At 64.5% G+C, this 23,479-nt stretch carries 22 protein-coding genes; 12 read left to right on the forward strand and 10 right to left on the reverse strand.

Features of this window, described 5'->3' with window-relative positions; all coding sequences use genetic code 11:
- Positions 1-58: 58 nt before the first annotated feature.
- Together rpsR and rpsF are read right to left on the reverse strand one after the other, a co-directional pair.
- Entirely contained in the window at positions 59-307 is a 249-nt protein-coding gene (gene rpsR, locus MOE34_RS05990) for a 30S ribosomal protein S18 (protein WP_023515801.1), read from the reverse strand.
- Between the two features lie 24 nt (positions 308-331).
- Positions 332-784: a 30S ribosomal protein S6 gene (gene rpsF / locus MOE34_RS05995; protein WP_242221877.1), complete on the reverse strand. Its 453-nt coding sequence runs from the start codon at positions 782-784 to the stop codon at positions 332-334.
- 351 nt (positions 785-1,135) lie between these two features.
- Between rpsF and MOE34_RS06000 the strand changes: the two genes are divergently transcribed.
- Positions 1,136-1,510 carry a hypothetical protein gene (locus tag MOE34_RS06000; protein WP_242221879.1) on the forward strand — a complete coding sequence of 125 codons (375 nt, stop codon included), beginning with the start codon at positions 1,136-1,138 and terminating at the stop codon, positions 1,508-1,510.
- A gap of 268 nt (positions 1,511-1,778) precedes the next feature.
- Positions 1,779-3,167: a nucleobase:cation symporter-2 family protein gene (locus MOE34_RS06005; RefSeq protein WP_242221882.1), complete on the forward strand. Its 1,389-nt coding sequence runs from the start codon at positions 1,779-1,781 to the stop codon at positions 3,165-3,167.
- Positions 3,168-3,211: 44 nt separating this feature from the next.
- On the opposite strand, the gene MOE34_RS06010 is transcribed toward MOE34_RS06005, so the two are convergent.
- The gene (locus tag MOE34_RS06010; protein WP_242221884.1) at positions 3,212-4,255 is read right to left on the reverse strand and encodes an aldo/keto reductase; all 1,044 of its coding nucleotides are present in this window, start codon (positions 4,253-4,255) and stop codon (positions 3,212-3,214) included.
- 194 nt (positions 4,256-4,449) lie between these two features.
- Here MOE34_RS06010 and fabD point away from each other — a divergent pair, with 194 nt between their 5' ends.
- The 7 genes from fabD (at position 4,450) to gmk (ending at position 11,110) form a co-directional block, all read left to right on the forward strand.
- Entirely contained in the window at positions 4,450-5,394 is a 945-nt protein-coding gene (gene fabD / locus MOE34_RS06015; RefSeq protein WP_242221886.1) for an ACP S-malonyltransferase, read from the forward strand.
- 23 nt (positions 5,395-5,417) lie between these two features.
- A complete protein-coding gene (fabG, locus tag MOE34_RS06020; RefSeq protein ID WP_242221888.1) occupies positions 5,418-6,155 on the forward strand; it encodes a 3-oxoacyl-[acyl-carrier-protein] reductase in 738 nt (245 codons plus the stop codon).
- Positions 6,156-6,438: 283 nt separating this feature from the next.
- Complete coding sequence (locus tag MOE34_RS06025; RefSeq protein WP_018327362.1) at positions 6,439-6,675, forward strand: acyl carrier protein; 237 nt, start codon at positions 6,439-6,441, stop codon at positions 6,673-6,675.
- Between the two features lie 107 nt (positions 6,676-6,782).
- A complete protein-coding gene (gene fabF, locus MOE34_RS06030; RefSeq protein ID WP_160784927.1) occupies positions 6,783-8,045 on the forward strand; it encodes a beta-ketoacyl-ACP synthase II in 1,263 nt (420 codons plus the stop codon).
- Positions 8,046-8,170: 125 nt separating this feature from the next.
- Positions 8,171-9,352, forward strand: a complete 1,182-nt coding sequence (mltG, locus tag MOE34_RS06035; RefSeq protein ID WP_242221890.1) for an endolytic transglycosylase MltG — start codon at positions 8,171-8,173, stop codon at positions 9,350-9,352.
- 207 nt (positions 9,353-9,559) lie between these two features.
- Entirely contained in the window at positions 9,560-10,447 is an 888-nt protein-coding gene (locus MOE34_RS06040; RefSeq protein ID WP_242221891.1) for a YicC/YloC family endoribonuclease, read from the forward strand.
- A 3-nt stretch (positions 10,448-10,450) separates the two neighbouring features.
- Positions 10,451-11,110: a guanylate kinase gene (gene gmk / locus MOE34_RS06045; protein ID WP_242221893.1), complete on the forward strand. Its 660-nt coding sequence runs from the start codon at positions 10,451-10,453 to the stop codon at positions 11,108-11,110.
- A 165-nt stretch (positions 11,111-11,275) separates the two neighbouring features.
- Here gmk and rsmA read toward each other — a convergent pair whose 3' ends face one another.
- The 6 genes from rsmA to lptF form a co-directional block, all read right to left on the reverse strand.
- The gene (gene rsmA, locus MOE34_RS06050; protein ID WP_242221895.1) at positions 11,276-12,103 is read right to left on the reverse strand and encodes a 16S rRNA (adenine(1518)-N(6)/adenine(1519)-N(6))-dimethyltransferase RsmA; all 828 of its coding nucleotides are present in this window, start codon (positions 12,101-12,103) and stop codon (positions 11,276-11,278) included.
- Positions 12,103-13,140: a 4-hydroxythreonine-4-phosphate dehydrogenase PdxA gene (gene pdxA, locus MOE34_RS06055; RefSeq protein WP_242221897.1), complete on the reverse strand. Its 1,038-nt coding sequence runs from the start codon at positions 13,138-13,140 to the stop codon at positions 12,103-12,105. The genes rsmA and pdxA overlap by 1 nt, the downstream gene beginning before the upstream one ends.
- Positions 13,141-13,191: 51 nt before the next feature.
- Positions 13,192-14,127, reverse strand: a complete 936-nt coding sequence (locus MOE34_RS06060; protein WP_242221899.1) for a SurA N-terminal domain-containing protein — start codon at positions 14,125-14,127, stop codon at positions 13,192-13,194.
- A 145-nt stretch (positions 14,128-14,272) separates the two neighbouring features.
- Positions 14,273-16,609, reverse strand: a complete 2,337-nt coding sequence (locus tag MOE34_RS06065; RefSeq protein ID WP_242221901.1) for an LPS-assembly protein LptD — start codon at positions 16,607-16,609, stop codon at positions 14,273-14,275.
- A complete protein-coding gene (gene lptG, locus MOE34_RS06070; RefSeq protein WP_242221903.1) occupies positions 16,609-17,691 on the reverse strand; it encodes an LPS export ABC transporter permease LptG in 1,083 nt (360 codons plus the stop codon). The genes MOE34_RS06065 and lptG overlap by 1 nt, the downstream gene beginning before the upstream one ends.
- Positions 17,688-18,872 carry an LPS export ABC transporter permease LptF gene (gene lptF / locus MOE34_RS06075; RefSeq protein WP_242221905.1) on the reverse strand — a complete coding sequence of 395 codons (1,185 nt, stop codon included), beginning with the start codon at positions 18,870-18,872 and terminating at the stop codon, positions 17,688-17,690. Before lptF ends, lptG begins: the two co-directional genes overlap by 4 nt.
- Before the next feature lie 365 nt (positions 18,873-19,237).
- Here lptF and MOE34_RS06080 point away from each other — a divergent pair, with 365 nt between their 5' ends.
- The 3 genes from MOE34_RS06080 (at position 19,238) to MOE34_RS06090 (ending at position 22,312) form a co-directional block, all read left to right on the forward strand.
- Entirely contained in the window at positions 19,238-20,728 is a 1,491-nt protein-coding gene (locus MOE34_RS06080; RefSeq protein WP_242221907.1) for a leucyl aminopeptidase, read from the forward strand.
- A 7-nt stretch (positions 20,729-20,735) separates the two neighbouring features.
- Positions 20,736-21,185 (forward strand): DNA polymerase III subunit chi, encoded by a 450-nt coding sequence (locus MOE34_RS06085; RefSeq protein WP_242221909.1) that lies wholly within the window; start codon positions 20,736-20,738, stop codon positions 21,183-21,185.
- Between the two features lie 62 nt (positions 21,186-21,247).
- Positions 21,248-22,312, forward strand: coding sequence for a serine hydrolase domain-containing protein (locus MOE34_RS06090; RefSeq protein WP_242221911.1), 1,065 nt, complete (start codon positions 21,248-21,250; stop codon positions 22,310-22,312).
- Between the two features lie 135 nt (positions 22,313-22,447).
- Here the strand turns inward: MOE34_RS06090 and MOE34_RS06095 are convergent, their stop codons facing one another.
- Positions 22,448-23,374: a Gfo/Idh/MocA family protein gene (locus tag MOE34_RS06095; RefSeq protein WP_242221913.1), complete on the reverse strand. Its 927-nt coding sequence runs from the start codon at positions 23,372-23,374 to the stop codon at positions 22,448-22,450.
- Positions 23,375-23,479: the final 105 nt, after the last annotated feature.

A 23,479-nucleotide genomic window follows, 5' to 3' on the forward strand; every position in this document is an offset into this window, starting at 1 on the left:
TTCCCCTTGAGTCATGTGCCGCGGCCCGACGTCGAGTCAGGCCGCAGGGTCAGCGTGATTACGCTACAACGTAGGGCAGCAGGCCGAGGAAGCGGGCGCGCTTGATGGCCTTGGCCAGTTCGCGCTGCTTCTTCTGGGAAACGGCCGTGATGCGGGACGGAACGATCTTGCCGCGCTCGGAAATGTAGCGCGAAAGAAGACGGACGTCCTTGTAGTCGATCTTCGGAGCGTTTGCGCCCGAGAAGGGGCAGGTCTTGCGACGGCGGTGGAACGGACGGCGTGCCGGAGCGGAAGAAACATCAGCCATAGTCTTAATCTCCTTCAGCTTCGATTATGCGCGGTCTTCGCGGGCCGGACGGTCGCCACGCGGCGGGCGGTCGCCGAAGTCGCGGCGCGGACGGTCGCCGAAGTCGCGGCGCGGGCCACGGTCGTCGCCATCACGGCGCGGACGGTCGTCGCGGTCGCGCTTCTGCATCATGGCCGACGGGCCTTCTTCGTGGGCTTCCACGGCGACGGTCATGTAGCGAAGAACGTCTTCGCTGATGCGCATCTGGCGTTCCATCTCGTGGATGGCGGCGGCCGGAGCGTCGATGTCCATCAGCGCGTAATGCGCCTTGCGGTTCTTCTTGATGCGGTAGGTGAGGGACTTGAGGCCCCAGTTCTCAACCCGGCCGACCTTGCCGCCGAAGGATTCGATCACACCCTTGTACTGTTCGACGAGAGCGTCGACCTGCTGGGCGGACACGTCCTGGCGGGCCAGGAATACATGTTCGTAAAGAGCCATGTGGCTTTGCCTTTCTTGCGTTTTAACTACACCCGAAACCGGCGCCAAGCCTCAACGACAGTTCTCAGGGGCCATAGGCCCGAAGCAAGAAAAGCGTTAATCCAGACGGTCGAGAGCGGAGACACGGGAGGCCGGAGCCCTTGGCCCCAAACGGCAGATCTTGTGATTTGCCGGCCCTCCGTTCAGCCACCAGCCGGTGACCCGGGTGTTTTGAACAGCGCGCTTATACGGATTTTTCGCGGGAAAGCAAGGCCCGTGCCGCAAATGCGCCTGCCCCATCGCGGGACAGGGTGGGAACCAATCGGGATGCGCTGCGTTTTTCCGTCGATCCAACAAGATGGAGTGAGAGACATGCAGGACCCCAACCTTGTCAATCGTCCCCCGGAAGATCGCCTGGAGGACCGCATGACGCCCCCGCTGGAGGACCGTGGCCCGACGGTCATCAGCCAGGGCGGCGGCACGGGTACATGGGCCGTGGCCGTGATCGCCGCCGTGCTCATTGCGGTGGGCATCTTCTATTTCGTCGGCAGCGGAACCCCGGGCGACGGCGTCGACCCGAACGCCAACACCTCGGCCATCGGCACGCAGAACGGCGCGCCGGCCGGTGGTGCGGCGAGCGATGGTCAGTCGGGCGGCGCAGCCGGCGACATGAAGCCGCTGGAAAGCCAGCCGGGCACAGTGCAACAGCCCGCAGAGGGCGGCGGCGCGACGACGACAACGCCGTAACGCCACCCGCATGGGGCACAAGGGAAACCCGCCGGAGACGGCGGGTTTCTTTTTTCGGGTTCTCCCTTGGAACGCAAGAAACTCTTTCAGGAAACGGGGGAGATTTCCTCCTCGGCCAACTCGGTTAGTTTCCCGTGCCCGAGCTGGAGGCTTCGGGAAATTCCAAATTGCCGGGAGGAGAAGCCATGGCGCACCACGACCATCGTGCCGAGGCACGAGATCGCACGATCGCGTGCAATGAAACTGCAAACCGATGGGAGGGCCGCTCGTGAACGCCCATACCCATCCGGAAGCACCGTCGACACCCGCAGACGACCTGGTCTTCGCGCTGGAGGACAAGCCGAAGCCGGTGATCGCGCTCCTTGCCGCCATCCAGCACCTGCTCGCCATCATCGTGCCGATCGTCACGCCTGGCCTCCTGATCTGCCAGGCCCTCGGCGTCCCGGCGCGCGACACCAACATGATCGTCTCGATGTCGCTGGTCATCTCCGGCATCGCGACCTTCGTGCAGTGCCGCCGCTTCGGTCCGCTCGGCGCGGGCCTGCTGATCGTCCAGGGCACCAGCTTCAACTTCGTCGGCCCGCTGATCGCCGGCGGCGTGCTCATGGTCAAGCAGGGCACGCCCGTCGAGGCCGTCATGGCGGCGATCTTCGGCGTGGTCATCGCCGGCTCCTTCATCGAGATGGGGCTTTCGCGCGTCCTGCCCTTCGTCAAGAAGCTCATCACGCCGCTCGTCACCGGCATCGTCGTGCTGATGATCGGCCTCACGCTCATCAAGGTCGGCCTCATCAGCATGGGCGGCGGTTTCGGCGCCATGCAGTCGGGCACCTTCGCCAATGGCGAGAACTTGCTTCTGTCGGGCACCGTGCTGGGCCTGATCATCGTGCTGAACCGCATTCCGGTCGTCTGGGTGCGCAGCGCCGCGATCATCATCGCGCTCGGTGCGGGCTATGCGCTTGCCGCCGCGCTCGGCCGCCTCGATTTCTCCGGCGTCCACCAGGCCGCCTGGTTCGAGGTGCCGACGCCGCTGCATTTCGGGCTGGATTTCTCCTGGGCGCTCTTTGCACCCATGGTCGTCATCTATCTCGTGACCTCGCTTGAGGCCATCGGCGACATCACCGCCACCAGCAAGATCTCGAATGAGCCTGTCGAAGGCCCGGTCTGGATGGAGCGCGTGAAGGGCGGCGTGCTCGTCAACGGCGTGAACTCGCTGCTTGCCGGTATCTTCAACACCTTCCCGAGCTCGGTCTTCGCGCAGAACAACGGCATCATCCAGCTCACCGGCGTCGCCAGCCGCCATGTCGGCGTCTATATCGCCGCCGTGCTGGTGCTGCTCGGCCTGTTCCCGACGATCGCCGGCGTCATCCAGGCGGTGCCGGAGCCGGTTCTGGGCGGTGCGGTCATCGTTATGTTCGGCGCGGTCGCCGCCTCGGGCATCAACATCCTCGCCGGCCTTCAGCTCGACCGTCGTGCGCTGCTGATCATCTCGATTTCGCTGGCGCTCGGCCTCGGCGTGTCGCAGGTGCCGGAATTCGTCTCGCACATGCCGAATTTCGTGAAGAGCGTGCTGGAATCGGGCGTTGCGACCGGTGGCCTCAGCGCGGTCTTCCTGAACTGGCTGCTGCCGGAAACGCAGGAACCCAAGCCCATCCACTGACGCCTGAACCGGGCGGCTGATTTCGGCCGCCCGGTCTTCTCTTTTTACATCGGCGCCGGATAGAGCCGGTGGATACGGCGGATGCCGTTCATCACATCGACTGAGAGCGTCAGGTCCGCCGCGCCGATATCCGTCTTCAATTGCTCCATCGACGTCGCACCGATGATGACGGAGGCCATGAAGGGCCGCGTCAGGCAGAAGGCGAGGGCCATCTGCGCCGGGTCGATGCCGTTTTCCTTCGCAAGCTCCACATAGGCGCGCACCGCCGGCTCCTGCAGCGGCTGGTAGCGGCCACCGAGATCACCGTTCTTGGTCAGGCGCGAGCCTTCCGGCCGCGCGCCGTCGAGATACTTGCCGGTCAGAAGCCCCGCGGCGAGCGGCGAATAGGCAAGCAGCCCCACCTCTTCATGATGCGACAGTTCCGCAAGGTCGAGGTCGTAGGTCCGGTAGAGCAGGTTGTACTCGTTCTGGATGGATGCGACGCGCGGCAGGCCCTTGTCCTCGGCGTGCTTGAGCATCTGCATCGTGCCCCAGGCCGTCTCGTTGGAAAGGCCGAGCGCGCGCACCTTGCCGGCCTTCACGAGGTCGCCGACCGTCTCCAGCGCCTCCAGCAATTCGGCCGCCACCTTCTCGCGGTCCTGCTTCGACGGGTCGTAGCCCCAGGCATTGCGGAAGTGATAGTGGCCGCGGTTCGGCCAGTGCAGCTGATAGAGGTCGAGGTAATCGGTCTTGAGACGCGCGAGGCTGTCGTCGATGGCTTCGAGGATGCCCGCACGGCTCATCGGCGCGCCGCCGCGGATATAGGGACGGCCGGGGCCGGCGACCTTGGAGGCGAGGATGACCTTGTCGCGATTGCCGCGCGCCTGCATCCACGAGCCGATGAAGCGTTCGGTGTCGCCATACGTTTCGGGGGAGAGCGGCGTGGTCGGATAAAGTTCGGCTGTATCGATGAAGTTGACGCCCTGGGAGAAGGCGTAGTCGAGCTGGTCGTGGGCTTCCTGCTCGCTGTTCTGCGAGCCCCAGGTCATCGTGCCGAGGCAAATCTCGGACACGCTGATGCCGGTCCGGCCGAGCGGATTGTATTTCATGGGAGGAAAATCCTGTCTTTGGAAAACGGCGCGAATGTAGGCCGGTCCTGACGAAGTGCAAGACGCAAAACCGCGATTCCCTGTGCGAAGGCCTTGGAAAGCATGGGCCGGTACGGGGCGAGGATGCCCGCACGCCTTGACTTGCGGGGCCGGAATGTGAATGGAAAAGGAAACATAAGACGGGAGAAACCCCTATGAGCGTAGCATTCACCTTCCCCGGCCAGGGCAGCCAGGCCGTCGGCATGGGCAAGGATCTCGCCGACGCCTTCCCCGAGGCGCGCGCCGTTTTCGCGGAAGTCGACGAGGCCCTCGGCCAGAAGCTTTCCACCATCATGTTCGAAGGGCCGGAAGAAACGCTGACGCTGACCGCCAACGCCCAGCCGGCGCTGATGGCCGTCTCCATCGCCGTCATGCGCGTTCTGGAAGCGCGCGGCCTGTCGCTGAAGGATCAGGTCTCCTACGTCGCCGGCCATTCGCTCGGCGAATATTCGGCCCTCTGTGCCGCCGGCACTTTCTCGCTGGCCGATACCGCGCGCCTCCTGCGCATCCGCGGCAATGCCATGCAGTCGGCCGTTCCGGTCGGCGAGGGCGCCATGGCCGCGATCATCGGCCTTGAGCAGTCAGACGTCGAAGCCATCTGCAAGGAAGCCTCCACCGGCGGCTCCTGCCAGATCGCCAACGACAATGGCGGCGGCCAGCTCGTCATCTCCGGTTCCAAGCCGGCCGTGGAAGTCGCAGCCCGGCTCGCCACGGAGAAGGGCGCCAAGCGCGCGCTGATGCTCTCCGTCTCCGCCCCCTTCCACTCCGCCCTGATGGCGCCCGCCGCCGACGCCATGCGTGAGGCGCTTGCTGCTGTTGCGGCCAAGGCTCCGGTCGTGCCTGTTGTCGCCAATGTGCGCGCCGCCCCGGTCAGCGACCCGCAGGAGATCGTCAAGCTCCTCGTCGAGCAGGTCACGGGCCAGGTCCGCTGGCGCGAGACGGTCGAGTGGTTCGGCAAGAACGATGTGACGACGCTCTATGAGGTCGGCTCCGGCAAGGTGCTGACCGGCCTCGCGCGCCGCATCGACAAGTCCGTCACCGGCATCGCCATCAACACCCCCGCCGATATCGACAGCGCGCTCGCAGCGCTCATCGGCTGATCTCTCTTTAAAGGAACGGAACCATGCTTGATCTTACCGGCCGCAAGGCTCTCGTTACCGGCGCATCCGGCGGCATCGGCGAAGAGATCGCCCGCGTTCTCCACGCTCAAGGAGCGCTCGTCGGCCTGCACGGCACCCGCGTCGAGAAGCTGGAAACCCTCGCCAACGACCTTGGCGAACGCGTCCACATCTTCCCGGCAAACCTATCCGACCGCGCCGAAGTCAAGGCGCTCGGCGAGAAGGCGGAAGCCGATCTCGGCGGCGTCGACATCCTCGTCAACAATGCCGGCATCACCAAGGATGGCCTGTTCGTGCGCATGAGCGACGAGGACTGGGATGCCGTCCTCGAAGTGAACCTGACGGCCGTGTTCCGCCTGACGCGCGAGCTGACCCACCCCATGATGCGCCGCCGCTACGGCCGCATCATCAACATCACCTCGGTCGTCGGCGTCACCGGAAATCCGGGCCAGGCGAACTACTGCGCCTCCAAGGCCGGCATGATCGGCTTCACCAAGTCGCTGGCCCAGGAGATCGCGACCCGCAACGTCACGGTCAACTGCGTGGCCCCGGGCTTCATCGAAAGCGCGATGACCGGCAAGCTGAACGACAAGCAGAAGGAAGCGATCATGGGGGCCATCCCGATGAAGCGCATGGGCACCGGCGCGGAAGTCGCGTCGGCCGTCGCTTACCTCGCCTCGTCGGAAGCGTCCTACATGACCGGCCAGACGCTGCATGTGAACGGCGGCATGGCGATGATCTGAAGCTGGCCCAAGCGCCCGGCGAAGCAGCATAAATTGCATGTTGACCGCTGGCGCGCCCGCCATTTTCAGGCTTTGCGGCAGGCATAAACCGTGTTAATCGGGCCATGACTGCCAGCAGTCGACCGGCAAAAGCCTGAGCGATCGGGCGATACGCAAAAGGATCGTCGATCCCGCATTGCCGGTTGAAGGGATTGCCGGATGTGTTCTTGAGGCACATCGGGCGTGTTGAGTGTCCGGTGCCGTGAAGGCGCCGATCAAAAAAACGAAGGTCGAGGAATCCGACATGAGCGACGTAGCAGAACGCGTAAAGAAAATTGTCATTGATCATCTGGGCGTTGACGCCGAAAAGGTCAGCGAAGGCGCAAGCTTCATCGATGACCTTGGCGCGGACTCGCTCGACACCGTCGAACTGGTCATGGCGTTCGAAGAAGAATTCGGCGTCGAGATCCCGGACGATGCCGCTGACTCGATCCTGACGGTCGGCGACGCCGTCAAGTTCATCGAGAAGGCCCAGGCCTGATCTGATTTCCGGCGGGCCGCTTTCGGGCGGCCCGTCCCGGTCTCCGTCCGGAGGCCGCACCTCTGCTTGAGGCAACGGATACGAATACAAAGGGTGGATCACGGACGATGAGGCGTGTCGTTATCACGGGTACCGGCATGGTATCCCCGCTTGGCTGTGGCACCGAAGTGACCTGGAGCCGGCTTCTCGAAGGCCGCAGCGGCGCCGCCAGGGTCACCGCCTTCGAGGTCGAAGACCTCCCCGCCAAGATCGCCTGCTCCATTCCCCTCGGTGACGGTTCCGACGGCACCTACAATGCCGACCAGTGGATGGAACCCAAAGAACAGCGCAAGGTCGATCCGTTCATCGTCTATGCGATGGCCGCCGCCGACATGGCGCTCGCCGACGCCGGCTGGCATCCCAAGACCGACGAAGACCAGATCGCGACCGGCGTGCTCATCGGCTCCGGCATCGGCGGTCTCGAAGGCATCGTCGAGGGTGGCTATACGCTGCGCGACAAGGGTCCCCGCCGCGTTTCGCCCTTCTTCATCCCCGGCCGCCTGATCAATCTCGCGTCCGGCCATGTTTCCATCCGGCACAAGCTGCGCGGCCCGAACCATTCCGTCGTCACCGCCTGCTCGACCGGCGCGCACGCCATTGGCGATGCCAGCCGCCTGATCGCGCTGGGCGATGCCGATGTCATGGTGGCCGGCGGCGCCGAATCGCCGATCTGCCGCATCGCTCTTGCGGGCTTCGCCGCCTGCAAGGCGCTGTCGACCGAACGCAACGACGACCCGACAGCGGCTTCGCGTCCCTATGACCGCGACCGCGACGGCTTCGTCATGGGCGAGGGCGCCGGCATCGTCATCCTGGAAGAGCTGGAACACGCCAAGGCGCGCGGCGCGAAAATCTACGCCGAAGTCGTCGGCTACGGCCTTTCGGGCGACGCCTATCACATCACCGCACCGTCCGAGGACGGCGACGGCGCGTTCCGCTGCATGACCATGGCGTTGAAGCGCGCCGGCATCCCGGCGAGCGAAGTCGACTACATCAACGCGCACGGCACCTCCACCATGGCCGACACGATCGAGCTTGGCGCGGTCGAGCGTCTGGTCGGCGATGCCGCCTCCCGTGTTTCCATGTCTTCCACCAAGTCGGCCATCGGCCACCTTCTGGGTGCGGCCGGTGCGGTCGAGGCGATCTTCGCGACGCTCGCGATCCGCGACAACATCGCGCCGCCGACGCTGAACCTCGACAATCCCGACGTCGAGACGAAGATCGACCTGGTGCCCCACAAGGCGCGTAAGCGCGAGATCAACGTGGCGCTGTCCAACTCGTTCGGCTTCGGCGGAACGAATGCCTCGCTGGTGTTGAAGCGCTACGAAGCCTGATCCCCGGCCGGGACGTGATGTCCCGGCGCGCCCGCACCCGAATGTGAAGAGCGGCTTGATCCCGCTTTTGCCGTATTGCTCTGCTGGAAGACGTCTAGCAATGCCCAAACCCATGAGGACAGTCCGTGAGCGACACGAACGATTCCGGCGAGATGCAGTTCGGTCGCGGCGAGGCCACTGGCCAGCCGCGCATCATCCCCAAATCCGCCAAGGAAGCCCTGCGCCCCGAACAGGTGCCCGAGCCGCCGAGCCGCCGCCGTTCGCGCAAGGCCCGTAGCCAGGTCGTCATCTTCCTGAATTTCGTCATGACGGTGGTGGTGTTCGCCACCATCATCGGCGTCGCCATCTTCTATTACGGCGTGAAGAGCTACGAGGAGCAGGGGCCGCTGACCGCCAACACGAACTTCATCGTTCGCGGCGGAGCCGGCACCAACGAGATCGCCGCCAACCTAGAGCGCAACAATATCATCACCGACGGCCGCGTCTTCCGCGTGCTCTCGCGCATCTATCTCGACGGCGAGACGCTGAAGGCCGGCGAATACGAGATCAAGGCCGGCGCCTCGATGCGCGAGATCGTCGAACTGCTGAAATCCGGCAAGTCGATCCTCTACAGCGTCTCCGTGCCGGAGGGCCTGACGGTCAAGCAGGTGTTCAAGCGCCTGGCGGAAGACCCGGTTCTTGAAGGCGACCTGCCGCAGGAACTGCCGGTCGAAGGCTCGCTGATGACCGATACCTACAAGTTCTCGCGCGGCACCAAGCGCGCCGACATCCTGCACCAGATGCTGGATGCGCAGAAGTCGCTGATCGACCAGATCTGGGAGCGCCGCGACGACAACCTGCCGATCGCCACGCGCGAGGAATTCGTCACGCTCGCCTCCATCGTCGAGAAGGAAACCGGCCGGGCGGACGAGCGCTCGCGCGTCGCCTCGGTATTCCTCAACCGGCTTGAAAAGGGCATGCGCCTGCAATCCGACCCGACGATCATCTACGGTATTTTCGGCGGCGAAGGTAAGCCGGCCGACCGGCCGATCTACCAGTCGGACCTCGAAAAGCAGACACCCTACAACACCTACGTCATCAAGGGCCTGCCGCCGACGCCGATCGCCAATCCGGGCCGTGCGGCGCTGGAGGCGGTCGCCAATCCGTCCCGCACCTCGGACCTCTATTTCGTCGCCGACGGCACGGGCGGTCACGTCTTCGCGGAGACGCTGGACGAGCACAACCAGAATGTCCGTCGCTGGCGCAAGCTGGAGGCGGAGAAGGCCACGCAAGCCGCCAAGGAGGCGGGCGCGACCGACCCGCAATGAGGGTTGGGCGAGATTGAGGAACGGCCCCGGCGCCTGGCGTCCGGGGCCGTTTCGTTTCCGGGCACACCTTTGATGTGGATCGCGGGCCGTTCCATGCGCTTGCCCGTTTCCAAGCCCGGGAAACTGCTTCACTTTGGCGGAGACGATGGCGCGCCTGCCGCGCGCATCCGGCCGCCCGCGCCATGACGGGCGCCATTGGAGGCTGACATGACATTGCAATCGATGACCGGCTTCGCGCGGGTCGAGGGGACGAGCGGACGCACCCGCTGGGCGTGGGAGCTGCGTTCCGTCAACGGCAAGGGACTGGACCTGCGCCTGCGCCTGCCGCCCGGGCTGGAAGCGCTGGAGGCGGATGTACGCCGGCTCGCGGGTGAAGCTTTTTCGCGCGGCAACCTCCAGATCGGTCTTGCGGTCAGCGTCAGCGAGGCGCAGGTCGAGGCCGTGGTGAACGAGGGGGCGCTGGCCGCCGTTCTGGCGTTGCGCGGCAGGCTCGCCGGCATCGTCGATCCCGCGCCGGTCAGGCTCGACACGCTGCTCTCGGTGCGCGGGATCGTGGATTTCCGCGAGGCCGAAGAGAGTGAGGCCGAACGCGATGCGCGCGACGGCGATATCCGGACAGGCCTTGCCGAGGCCGTGCGTTGTCTTGCGGATATGCGGCGCAAGGAGGGGGCGGCGCTCGCCGGGGTTCTGCTCGGGCAGGTCGCCCGCATCGAGGTGCTGACCGCGACGGTCGAAGCCGATCCCTCGCGCGGCGTCACGGCGATTGCCGAGCGGCTGGCCGCTCAGGTCGCAGCGCTGCTGCAGGGGGCGAGCACGCTCGACCGCGACCGGCTGCACCAGGAAGCGGCGCTCATCGCCACCAAGGCGGATCTGCGCGAGGAGATCGACCGGCTGAAGGCGCATGTCACTGCTGCGCGCGAGCTTATCGCCGGCGGCGGTCCCATCGGCCGCAAGCTCGATTTTCTCGCACAGGAATTTAACCGGGAATCGAATACGATCTGTTCCAAGTCGAACGCCGCTGCTGTAACGGCTGCAGGCATCGAACTGAAGGTCGTCATCGACCAGTTCCGCGAACAGGTCCAGAACTTGGAGTAGGCCATGGCCGAGCCGTCGAAACAGATCCATATCGAGCGCCGCGGGCTGATGCTCGTCATTTCCTCGCCGTCCGGCGCCGGCAAGTCGACCATCGCGCGTAACCTGCTGGAAGCCGATCCCGGCCTCAGCCTGTCGGTCAGCGTGACGACGCGCCAGCGCCGCGCCAGCGAGATCGCCGGCCGGCACTACCACTTCATCAACCAGAAGGAATTCGAACGCCTGCGTGACAGCGATGCGCTGCTCGAATGGGCCGAGGTGCACGGCAATTTCTACGGCACACCGCGCGAGCCGGTGGAAGCCGCCATGTCCGCCGGCCGCGACATGCTTTTCGACATCGACTGGCAGGGCGCCCAGCAGCTTCAGGAAAAGATGCCGGCCGACGTCGTCTCCATCTTCATCCTGCCGCCCTCGATGACCGAGCTGCAATCGCGCCTGCACCGCCGCGCGGAAGACACGGAAGAGGTTATCCAGACGCGCCTCGCCAATTCCCGCGCCGAGATCGAGCACTGGCGGGAATACGATTACGTCATCCTCAACGACGACCTCTCGGTCGCCTTCGACGCCGTGCAGAGCATCGTGAAGGCCGAGCGCCTGCGCCGCGACCGCCGGCACGGGTTGTTCGAATTCGTGACCAGGCTGGTGACGGAAAAGCCGGTTCTGTAAAATTTGCGAACGGGCAGCTCTGCCCCTCACCCTAACCCTCTCCCTGCAAGCGGGGAGAGGGGACGTGCCCCACGAACGGTTCTTGTCTGGGGAAACCGCACGGCATATCCCTTCGCCCCGCTTGCGGGGAGAAGGTGGCCGGATGAGGGGCTACCCCTCTTTATTTCAAAGCGCGTTGGCCAGCCGCACGAACTCTTCCACGCTCAGCGTCTCCGCCCGCCGCTGCGGATCGATCTCCGCCTTTGCCAGCAAGGCCTCGCCACCCAGCGATTTCACGCTCTGGCGCAGCATCTTGCGGCGCTGGCCGAAAGCGGCGTGGGTGACGCGCTCCAGCGCGCTCACATCGCAGGGCAGCGGATTGGCGACCGGCTCCAGATGCACCACCGAGGACGTCACCTTCGGCGGCGGCGTGAAGGCCTGCGGCGGCACGTCGAAGGCCATGCGGGCATCGGTGCGCCAGCCGCAGAGCACGCCGAGCCGGCCGTAATGGTCGTCGTTCTCCTCGGCGACGATGCGCAGGCCCACCTCACGCTGGAACATCAGCGTCAGCGATTCCCAGAAGGGCGGCCATGTCTTAAGCAGCAGCCAGTTGACGAGAAGCTGCGTGCCGACATTGTAGGGCAGGTTGGCGATGATGCGCACGGGTTCGCCCGGCGCCAGCGCCTCGAAATCCACCTTCAGCGCATCGCCTTCGATAACGGTCAATCGGCCCGGATAGTGCTCGGAAATCTCCGCCAGCGCCGGCAGGCAGCGGGAGTCGCGCTCGATGGCGATCACGCGCTTTGCGCCGAGCGCCAGGATGGCGCGCGTCAGGCCGCCGGGACCGGGGCCGACCTCGATCACCGTATGGTTCTCGATGGGGCCGGCGGTGCGGGCGATCTTCTGCGTGAGATTGAGATCGAGCAGGAAGTTCTGCCCGAGCGCCTTCTTGGCGTCGAGCCCGTGCCGCTGGATGACGTCGCGCAGGGGCGGAAGTCCGTCGAGTGCCGCCATCAGCGTGCCTCCCTTGCAATCCGCTCGTGGGCGGCGAGTTCATGGGCGAGCCGCAGGGCGGCAAGCAGGCTGTCGGGCTTTGCAACGCCCTTGCCGGCGAGTGCGAAGGCCGTGCCGTGGTCCGGCGAGGTGCGGATGAAGGGCAGACCCAGCGTGGTGTTGACGGAATCGTCGAAGCCGAGCGCCTTGGCCGGGATCAGCGCCTGATCGTGGTACATGCAGAGCGCAACGTCATAGGTGGCGCGGGCGGCATCGTGGAACATCGTATCGGCCGGAAGCGGGCCGACTGCGTCGATGCCGGCGGCCTTCAGCCGCAGGGCGGCGGGGCGTACGATGGCGTCGTCCTCCAGCCCCAGCGCACCGCCTTCGCCGGCATGCGGGTTGAGCCCGGCAAGGGCAAGGCGCGGCCGCGATATGCCGAAGCGCTGGCGCAGATCCCGTTCGGTGATTGTTGCTGTCTCAACGATGAGGTCTTCCGTCAGCGCGGCCGGAACATCCTTCAGCGGAATGTGGATGGTGACGGGCACGGCGCGCAGCTTCGGCCCGGCCAGCAGCATGACGGGCAGAAGGGAGGCCTGGCCCGTCGCCTTGATCGCGAGGTCCGCGAGAAATTCGGTATGGCCGGGGAAATTGAAACCGGCATCGTAGAGCACGGCCTTGGCGATCGGGTTCGTCACGACGGCGGCGGTGCGGCCGGCCATGGTGAGCGCGACGGCCTTCTCGATGGCGCCGGTGACGGCGGCGGCATTGCGAGAGTCGGGCGCGCCTGCGGCAACCGGGATGCTGCAATCGGAGGCAAGGACCGGAATGGCATTGGAAAACATGGCATTCGCCGTTTCCGGTTCGGCCATGGCAACGGCCGCCTGCAGGCCGAGGGCCGTTGCGCGATCCCGAAGGACCTGCGCATCGCCGATGAAGAGGAAGGGGGGGAGGGAAAGCGTTTCGCGGGCCGACCAGAGGGCCAGCGTGATGTCAGGCCCGATCCCTGCCGGATCGCCCATGGTGAGCGCCAGCGGCGGCGTGTTCGTCGTCGTCATGAGGCCCCTGCCGCTTGTGAGAAGCGCGCCCCGCGAACGGGGCGCCATGGGTCAGCGTTCGGTGATCGTCGCCTTTTTGCGCAGCTCGGCGACGTATTTCTTGCTGTTGGCGTCTTCCTCACCGCCCTTCGCCTTGGCGAGGTCCTCGGCGCGGAACACCATTTCGGCGGCGACGTCGTCGTTCACTTCGCGCTGCTTGCAGATCGCCAGATATTCGACGCCGCGCTCAGTGACACGCGTGCCGGTCGTCTGGCCCTTGGCCTTCTCGATCAGCGGCTTCCAGTCCTCCGGCATTTGCGGTGCCAGGACGCGACCGAGGTCGCGGATCGAGACATCGTGCATCGTCGCGGCGAAGGCCTTGGCCTGGTCGCAGCCGGGGAACTTGGCCCGGGACGCTTCCGCTTCCGCCTTGCGCTTGCCGAGAATGGCGTTGCGGCGTTTTTCCGGCACGACGAAAATGACCTGCTTGAGGAAGTATTCGGTCGTCACCGGCTTCTTGCCGCCGTTTTCCTGCATGCGTTCGACAAGGCTCTTGCCGTTGGCTTCACGGCCGAAGCGCGCATTGACGACGCGGGGCCAGCTCATCTGAAGGGCGATGAACTGCTTGAAATGCTCGGGGCCGACGCCGGCCTGGTTCAGGACCTTGGCGAGCTGCTCCGTGGACAGCTTGTTGGACGAGGCAAAGCGCGCATAGGCGGCATCGACCTCCGCCGTGCTGACGGAAGCGCGCTGCTTGAGGATCTCCGCACGCTTCAGCGTGTCTTCGATCAACTGTTCGCGGGCGACGCTGCGCAGGTTGCCCTTGGCGCGCTGCAGCTTGAGGAAGTTGACGCGGCGCTCGAGATCACCGCTGGTGATCGGCGTGTTGTTGACGACCGCGACGACCGAGCTTGCGGCCTGCACGCTGCCTGCCGGGACGGTGATCGTCACTGCTGCTGCCAGCGCAACGCCCATCATCATGGCGCGCATCGGAGATTGTCTGCCCATAATGCCAGTCCCTCTTTCAAATCCAACCTGCATCCGCGCGCCTGCCATGCGATATCGTCAACCGAACGCGCGAGGCGGCAGGCGCTTTGTCCCGATGTGCATAATACATGCGGCCAAACGATGACAAGAGCAGCTTGCGGGCCTGTCAGAAGCCCGTAAGCGTCGTCTCACCGATCTGGATGTCGCCGAGCGTGCGGAACATCAGGCGCGCGCCGATCGACCAGTCGTTCGCCTGGCTGCTCGATTTGTCGCGCGTCTGCTCGTAGACGATCGAGAAGACGGTGTCGCGGTCGTCATAGGAAAGGCCGACGCCGTTGCGCGAAACGATGTGATTGCCGATGTCGTAGGTGACGGAACCGAAGACGGACCAGTAATCGTGGAACTTGAGGGCGGCGGCGCCCTGAATTTCACTGGACGTGTCCGCCAGGCCGTAGCGCGGCTGGGCGCCGATGCGCGTATAGATGATTTCGGTCTCGAAACTGTCGCCATTGAAACGCAGCGAGGTATCGTTGCGGCGCAGCGAGAGATCGTCCTTGTCCAGCCGCGCGCTGGTGGTGAAGGAAATGCCGTTCGGCAGGTCGATGCCGGTCATGCCGACATAGTCGGACGCATCCGTTTCCAGCCCCGAATCCGAGCCGGCATTCACGAGATCCGAGGTGGCGAAGGAATTCACGCCGCCAAGATGGAAGGACTGGCCGACGATGCTGCGCAGGAGCACACCATTGTCGAAGGTGCCGGTATAGCGCAGGCCGAGATTGGCGCGCGTTCCGCCCTCGATCCGGTCGAAGCCGGAGAACTTGTCGCGCTCGAAGAGGTTGGTGGCATCGAAGACGAAGCTTTGCGCATCCTCGTTCGGCAGGCCGCCGGCATGGTCCTCGTCGGGGCGCGCATAGATCTGCGCCATCGGCTCGAAGAGATGCGTGCTGTAATCTGTCGTCACGAGGACCGGATAGCGAGCCTCCAGGCCTGCCGTCAGCATGGAACGGGTCGCGCTGTCGTCCGGCACGAAGGAGCCGGCATAGCCGACCGGCGGGCGCATATCGAGCCGGTGAACGTCGCCGCGTGCGGCGAGCAGCGGGGTCAGGACCAGGCCGCCCGGCACGATGAACTGGCGTTTCCATTCCAGTTCGCTGGTCAGCCGCGTCATGCCGCCTTCGAGGCCGCGGAAGCGGTCGACGCCGTATACCGTCGTATAGGTATCGGGGAGGTCGCGGTCGGTATTGGTGATGTTCGTCGTGACGCTGAGTTCACCGCCGAGCACGGGCTGCGGAACGATATATTCGTGGTCGAGCGTCTGCGCGATGGCCTGTTGGCGCTCCGCCTTGTCCTCGGGGTCGGCGTCCTGAACGTCGAAGTAGAAGGCGCGCAGATCGAAGCTGTTGCGGCGGCCAAGGCCGGAAAGGTAGCCCTGGTTCACATTGGTTGAGCCGGCGAAGCCCTTGATCTCGTAGGTGCGCGAGAAATTGTTGTCGCTCTGCGCCATTACCTGCCAGCCGAAGGTCCAGCGCGGATTGATCTGGAAGTGGCCGGTCGAGGCGACCATGCCGCGGAAGCCGTCTTCTTCCCAGTCGCTCGTATGGTCGGTGAAGTCTTCCGCGTTCATCTGCCGGATGCCGGCGGCGCGCAGCGTGACCTGGCCGTTATGGAAGCGCTTGCGGAACTCGCCTTCCATCAGGAAGCCCTGGTTGGTCAGGACGGTCGGCGACAGCGTGGCGTCCATGTCGGGCGCGATGGCGATGTAATAGGGCGCCGTGACGCCGAAGCCGAGCTTCTGCGTCATGCTGAACTGCGGGAAGAGGAAGCCGGTCTTCCGCTTGACGGTATGGTCCGGCACTTCGATCACCGGGATATAGGCGATCGGCTTGCCGAACATCTCGAAGCGGGCGCGTTCGAGGCGGATCGTCTTGGTGCGGCCGTTCTGCACGACGCGCTCGGCCTTGACTTCCCAGATGCCGCGATGGGTCGGGTCGGTGGCGCAGGGCGTACAGGCGGTATAGACGGCGTGGTTGAGGATCATCTCCTCGTCGTTGACGCGCTCGCCGCTGGTGGCGGCCAGCTTCGTAAGGTCGGTCGTCTCGATGCGCAGCGCATTGATGAAGCCGTTGGCGAAGTCGTCCGACATGTCCATCTCGTCGCCGTAGATGCGATTGCCGGTCGGTTCGATGAATTCGATGTTGCCGCGCGCCTTCAGCCGGCCCGTCTTCTGGTCGTAGACGACCTCACGGGCGACGAGCTTGTAGCCGCCGTAATCGATCTGCACGGCGCCGCGGGCGACGACCGTTTCGTTGTCATTGTTATAGACGAGTTCATTGGCCGCGAGCAGCAGCTTGCTGTCCTCGGGAATGTTCGGCTGCAGCGTCGAACTATCGACTGCCTGCGCATATGCGGGAAGGGAGAATGCGGGCATGAGGGCGCACGTGGCCGCACCTGCAAGCAGGGCGGCTTTCAACCACCGATTCTTTTTGCGGTCGCCTGCCGCCACTAGCCGTCCTCCTGATGCAGAAGAATCGTTGCCCCCAGGGACATTGCGACGACTACTGGGAGCCAGGCCGCAACGAACGGAGGAACAACACCGCTGCTTCCGAATGCCTTCACAAGCACGGTGACGACATAAAGCATGAAGCCCGAAAGGATTCCACCCAGAATCACCGCACGCGATTGATTAAACCGACTAAATTTCAAGGATACACAGGCCGCGATCAGGGTCATCGCAACCAGGAGCAGCGGCAGCGAAAGCATGGAATGGAACTGCGTTTCCATCGCATTCGTCGGGAAGCCGAAGGACCTTGCGGCCTCTATCTTTCGGCCGAGGTCGAAAAAGGCAATGCTTTCAGGCTTTTCCAGGCTCTCCTGAACGAATTCCCGTTTCAGGTTGGTACGAAGCTGTACCTCATCGAGACGAACGGGCAGTTCACCGGTTCGCGTCTCGTGCACATTCTTAAGAAGCCAGTAACCATCTTCCAAAGTGGCCGAGGCGGCATCCTGCCGAAGCACGATCCGGCTGTCGGAATCGAAGTGGATGACGGAGACGTTCACAAGCCGCGTTCCATTGTCGAGAACCGCCTTCGCGCCGATGATCGCCTCGTCCTTCCCGTAGATCTGGCGGATCCACGGAACGGCGTTTTCCGACCGGCCGCCACTCGTCGCGCCCCAGGAGGTTTCGAATTCCTGCGCCGTCCGGCTGCCCCAGGCCGCCAGCGGATTGAGCACGAGTACCGCGAGCACGCCGAACAGGAAAGCGCCGGCAACGAAGGGGCGCAGGAACTGCCAGACGGAAATGCCGGCCGCACGCGTCACGACCAGCTCGTAGCGCCGGTTCAGCGAGATGAGGGCGGCCATGCCGGCGAAAAGCGCGACGAAGGGCACGGTCTGCATCATGATCATCGGAATGCGCAGCGCCGTCACGAGCAGGCCGGTGGACAGCGTATAGCCGGGCAGGGAACCTATGCGGTTCGACATCTCGCTGAAATCGATGATGAAGATCAGCGCGAAGATGCCGAGCAGGAACCAGATCGTGGTGACGACATAGCGGCGGAAGAAATAAAGCCCGAGCGTGCGAATCATGGCTTGCCGCTCCCGCTCGCGGAGGCCGCTCCGGCTTTCCGGAAGCGCGCGAGCAGGCGCTCGCGCTGTTCCCGCAGGCGGTCGCTGATCGTTGCCGGAATGTCGAGGCTCTTGTTGCGCGCGAGATAGCGGATGGCGAGCGCCGCGGTGAGGATCGGGATCAGATACATGATCGGTATGAAATAGACTGATTCCTCGGCGCTGTTGGATGCATAGAAACTTGCCCAGCGCACGAAGAGCGCGGTCAGCAGCGCGGTGACCATGGGATGCATGCGCGCTTCGCGGTGTGAACGCGCATCGCCGCTGACGACGAGCGCGATCAGGCCGAAGACGATCGGGAACAGCCATTCGGTGAAGCGGCGGTGCAGTTCGGCGGTGAAGGAACCCGGATGGCTCTTGAGCTGCGGGTCGTCGGGATCCGGATTGAAGAGATAGGGCAGGTCGCGGTCCTTGGCGCGGATATTCGCGCTGCCGGTGCTCTGCGTCAGGTCGGCGAGGTCGAAGGCGTAGGATTCGAACTTGATGACGGAGACGTTGCCATCCGGCAGCTTGCGGTGCACCTCGCCGTCCTTCATCACCAGCGCCGAGGATTTCTCGTCCACCGCGCCTTCGCGGGCGTAATAGACCATCTCGAAGCGCGGATCGCGGTTGTCGGCGACGAAGATGCCGTGCAGCACGCCGCCGCCGCGCCGTTCAGCCACCTGGACATAAAGGCCGTCGGCGACCTTGCGGAAGGTGTTTTCCTGCACGACGGAGGAGAGCATGTCGGCATGCGCGGTCGCGATCATCTTGCGCACGGCCATGCGGGAATAAGGCTCGACGAAATTGTCGATGGCGAAGGAGACGAGGCTCGTCGCGATGGCAAGGACCATGATCGGCCGGATGATGGTCGAGCGCGAGCTGCCGGCCGAATTCAGCACGGTCAGCTCCGAATCGGCATTCATGACGGTGAGCGTCTGCGATACGCCGATGACGAGCGCGAAAGGCAGGATGATCGGGATGACCGAGGGCAGGATCAGCGTCGCCAGCTTCAGGAAGGCGAAGATCGACTGGCCGCTGTCGGTGACGAGGTTGATGCTGGTGAGCGCCTGCGTGACCCATACGATGCCGAGCAGCGGCAGCAGTGTCGCGGCGAACATGAGCGACGCCCGCCGCAGGATATAGCGCTCGATCAGTTTCATCGTTTGGTCCGTGTTTCCGACGGGCTGTTGCCGTTTCGGGTCATGACGCCATCGGTTTTGCCATGGCCATATAAGCTTTCTTCAGGCTGACGCCAGAGCCAAGAGTCTCCGCCCCGATGGAAAATTTATGACGAACAAGCGTGGCTAACGATCTCTAAACAAGCCGGCGCATCTTGCCAAGCGCTGTAAAAGCGACAAGGAATTGATGCGACCGGCGCAATTCCGGCGGGGCGCGAAGCGGCCTCGGGTCCGGTATTGCCTGGAAAATTGAGAGGCGCGTTTTCGCTATTCCAAGGAAAAGCACGACGCGCCGGTGGCCTTCGCGGCCGAACGAAAGGCCGCAAGGCCGCTATGCGGAGTAAGACATGACTTCCAGATTCGACATCGGTTTTGCCAAGACGGCCCGCGTCTCGGGCGGCCTTGCGATCCTTCTCCAGGTTGCCGGCGGCGAGGCGGCGGGCCTTGGAGACCTCGATCCGGAAGGTGTCGTCGGCCGGGCGGCTGGCGTTGCGAAATTCACCGGCAAGGCGCTGAAGAGCCTCGATGTGCTGGCGCCGCACGGCGCGCCTGCCGACCGCATCGTCGTGCTCGGCCTTGGCGAGGCGGACAAGCTGACGGCCCATGACTGGCTGAAGGCCGGCGGCGCCGCTGCCGCAAAGGTCGGCCGCGCCGAGAAGGCCGCAATCTATCTCGATGCGCCGGGCCTCACCGTCACGGCGAGGAATGCTGCCGATTTCGCCCTCGGCATGCAGCTCGGCGCCTACAGTTTCGACACCTACAAGACGAAGAAGGCCGATGACGACGAGGCGAAGAACGGCAAGAGCGTGAAGGTGACGATCGTCACGGCCGCCGCCGCCGCGGCCAAGAAGGCCAACGACATCTCGGATGCGGTTGCCGCCGGCGTGATCCTCGCCCGCAACCTCGTCAACGAGCCGGCCAACGTGCTCGGCCCGGTCGAATTCGCCGACAAGGCCAAGGCGCTGGAGAAGCTCGGCGTCGAGGTGGATATCCTCACCGAGCGCGAGATGAAGAAGCTCGGCATGGCGGCGCTGCTCGGCGTCGCTCAAGGCTCCGTGCGTCCGCCGCGCCTTGCGGTCATGCAGTGGAAGGGCGGCAAGGAGAAGGACCGGCCCATCGCCTTCATCGGCAAGGGCGTTGTCTTCGATACCGGCGGCATCTCGATCAAGCCGGCGGCCGGCATGGAGGACATGAAGGGCGACATGGGCGGCGCGGCCGCCGTCATCGGCCTCATGCACACGCTTGCCGCGCGCAAGGCCAAGGCGAATGTCGTCGGCATTCTCGGCCTTGTGGAAAACATGCCGGACGGCAATGCCCAGCGCCCCGGCGACATCGTGAAGTCCATGTCCGGCCAGACCATCGAGGTCATCAATACGGATGCGGAAGGCCGCCTCGTGCTCTGCGATGCGCTCTGGTACTGCAACGAGACCTTCAAGCCGCAGTTCATGGTGAACCTGGCGACGCTGACCGGCGCGATCATGGTCGCGCTCGGCAGCCATCACGCCGGCCTTTTCTCCAACGACGATACGCTGGCCGCGCGCCTCACCGCCGCCGGCCTTTCGACGAATGAGCGGCTGTGGCGCATGCCGCTCGGCCGCGAATACGACAAGATGATCGACAGCAAGTTCGCCGACATGAAGAACACCGGCGGCCGATATGCCGGCTCGATCACGGCCGCGCAGTTCCTGCAGCGCTTCGTCAAGGATACGCCCTGGGCGCATCTCGACATCGCTGGCACGGCGATGGGGTCGCCCACCGACGAGATCAACCGGTCCTGGGGCTCCGGCTTCGGCGTGCGCCTGCTCGACGAGTTGGTGCGGGCGAACTACGAGGGGTGACGGGCGCGTGAGCGAAGTCCTCTTCTACCACCTGACGGAATCCAAGCTGGAAGACGCGCTGCCGCCGCTGCTCGACAAGAGCCTCGAACGCGGCTGGCGCGTCGTCGTGCAGGCGGGAGACGCCGGGCGCCGCGACGCGCTCGACACGCATCTGTGGACCTTCCGCGAGGACAGCTTCCTGCCGCACGGCACGGACGAGCAGGCGTTCCCGGCCGACCAGCCGGTTCTCCTGACGACGACGCCGGAAAACCCGAACGCCGCCACCGTCCGCTTCCTCGTCGCCGGTGCCGAACCGCCACCGCTCGAGGGCTACGAACGCGTGATCTTCATGTTCGACGGCTACGACCAGGCCGAGGTGGAGACGGCGCGCGGGCACTGGAAACGTCTGAAAGGCGAGGGGCATCAGCTCACCTACTGGCAGCAGAACGGCGACGGGCGCTGGATGAAGAAGGCCTGACGGCTACGCGGCCCGGTTTTCCGCACGAGGCACGCCCGGCCCCTGCCTTCCGCAGGGCATGCGTGACCGTCTCCGGTAGATGCACAAGGGCATTTTCGCGACAGGGGGCAGGGATATTCATGCGAGAGACTGTCTTCGTCATCATTGCCTTAGCCTTGCTTTCTCTTGCAGGAAACGCAGGCGCGCAGTCTTGGCAGAAAGCCGATCCTGCATCTTCCGGCTGGTCCGTTGATGGGTTGGAGGTAGCCCAGGACTATGCCGCCATCTTGAAGCCCACGGCCGTCATGGTGGTGCAGGATGGCAAGGTGATCGCCAGTTGGGGCGATGTATCCCGCAAGGTGAATGTCGCTTCCGTCCGCAAGAGCCTGTTAAGCGCGCTTTACGGGATCGCGGTTTCGGACGGCCGTATCCATCTCGCCAGCAGACTTGCCGATCTCGGCATCGACGACAAGCGACCGGTCCTCACGGCGGCCGAGAAGCAGGCGACGGTGCGCGATCTGCTCATGGCAAGATCGGGAATCTACCACGCCGCCGCATATGAAACTGCCGATATTCGCCAGAAGCGGCCGGAGCGCGGCAGTCACGCCCCCGGCTCGTTCTGGTTCTACAACAATTGGGATTTCAACGCGCTCGGCACGATCTACCGACAGCAGACCGGCGAGGACATTTTCCAGAGCTTCGCGCAGCGCATCGCCAAGCCGATCGGCATGGAAGACTTTTCGGCGCATGACGGAAGCTATTCCCTCGAAAAGGCATCGGTCCATCCAGCCTATCCCTTCGCCATGAGCGCTCGCGATCTTGCGCGTTTCGGACAGCTTTTCCTCAACGGCGGCCAGTGGGATGGCCGGCAGATTATTCCCGCCGCTTGGGTGCGGGAGTCCACCGCAGCGCTGTCGCAGCCATCCGACCACAATAGCGGTTACGGTTATATGTGGTGGACGCTGCGCACCGATCAGTGGGGGCAGGGCGGTGCGTTCAATGCCGGCTATGGTGGGCAGGTCGTTGCCTATGTGCCGGAAAAGCGGCTCGTGATCGTGCAGACCGTGGATCCGAGCCGGAACAGGCGCGGCATAGAAATGCGAGATTTCTTTCAGCTCATGCGCAAGATCGCTGCGGCCGCGCCCTGATGAGCAATCACTTGTCGCGGAAACTCTAGATTTCGCGGAGCCTCGACTATCACTGGTTTTGCAGCAAGAACTCCGTCGCAAAATCGGAGTTTTGCGACGGAATGTACGCCCGTTTCGGCTGGGGCTGGCCCGTCCTCAATCGTGAAATGCTTCCACGAACTTGCGCCGCCCCAGCATGAAGGCATCCGCGACGTGGCGCAGCGGCGCGAGGTCAACGTCCGATTTGCCGGCCTTCACGATCTCGGCGAAGCGCTTGTAGAGCATCGGATATTCCTGCTCCGGCTCGTCGTGCACCAGCTTGCCGTCGATGGAGAGCTTCGCGCCGCCTTCGGAGAGCACCATCTCGCCGGCATCCGTCTTCGCGACGATGTCCCAGCTCTGCTTGCCGGTCTGGCGCCAGTCGAATTCGGCGGAAAGGTCGAGGCCCCTGGCGTCGGAGAAGGTCATTGCGGCGGCGATGGGGGCGTCGCGGTTTTCCGGGAACTCCAGCGTCGCGGCGGTGATGAAGACCGGACGCGGCAGGATGTGGGTGACGATGGAGAGCGCATTGATGCCCGGGTCGAACACGCCGAGACCGCCGGCCTGCCAGATCCATTCCTGATTCGGGTGCCAGTGGCGCACGTCTTCCTTCCAGATCACCCGCATGGAGCGGATCGTCGTGCCGGCGAGGAAGGTCCTGGCCGCTTCGACGGCCGGAGCATAGCGCGAATGCCAGCTCGCGAAGAGCGAAAGGCCCTTGGCGGCGGCGAGCGCCTCGAGGTCGGCGACTTCCGAAAGCGTCGCGCCCGGCGGCTTTTCGAGGAAGACGTGCTTCCCGGCGGAAAGTGCCTTCTCGGCGGCCTCGTAGCGATATTGCGGGGGCATGCAGAGCGAGACGGCGTCGATGGCCGGCACGGCGGCCAGCATCTCGTCGATCGACTTGAAATTGTCGATGCCGTCGACCGTGCCGTGGCGGCTCGCGGCGGCGATCAGCCTGTAATCGCCGTTCTTCGCGACGGCCGGAAGATGCTGGTCGCGCACGATCTTGCCGACGCCGACGATTGCGAGATTGATCGGTGACATGTCTCCACCCTAATTTGTATGATAAATCGGGTGCTGTTGTAGCAGAACCTTCGGCGGCGGCAAGGCCGCCTTTGCGCCGCTCTTTGCCTATCGTTTGTGCAATTG

It is taken from the genome of Shinella zoogloeoides, from assembly GCF_022682305.1.
GTDB classification, from domain to species: domain Bacteria; phylum Pseudomonadota; class Alphaproteobacteria; order Rhizobiales; family Rhizobiaceae; genus Shinella; species Shinella zoogloeoides_B.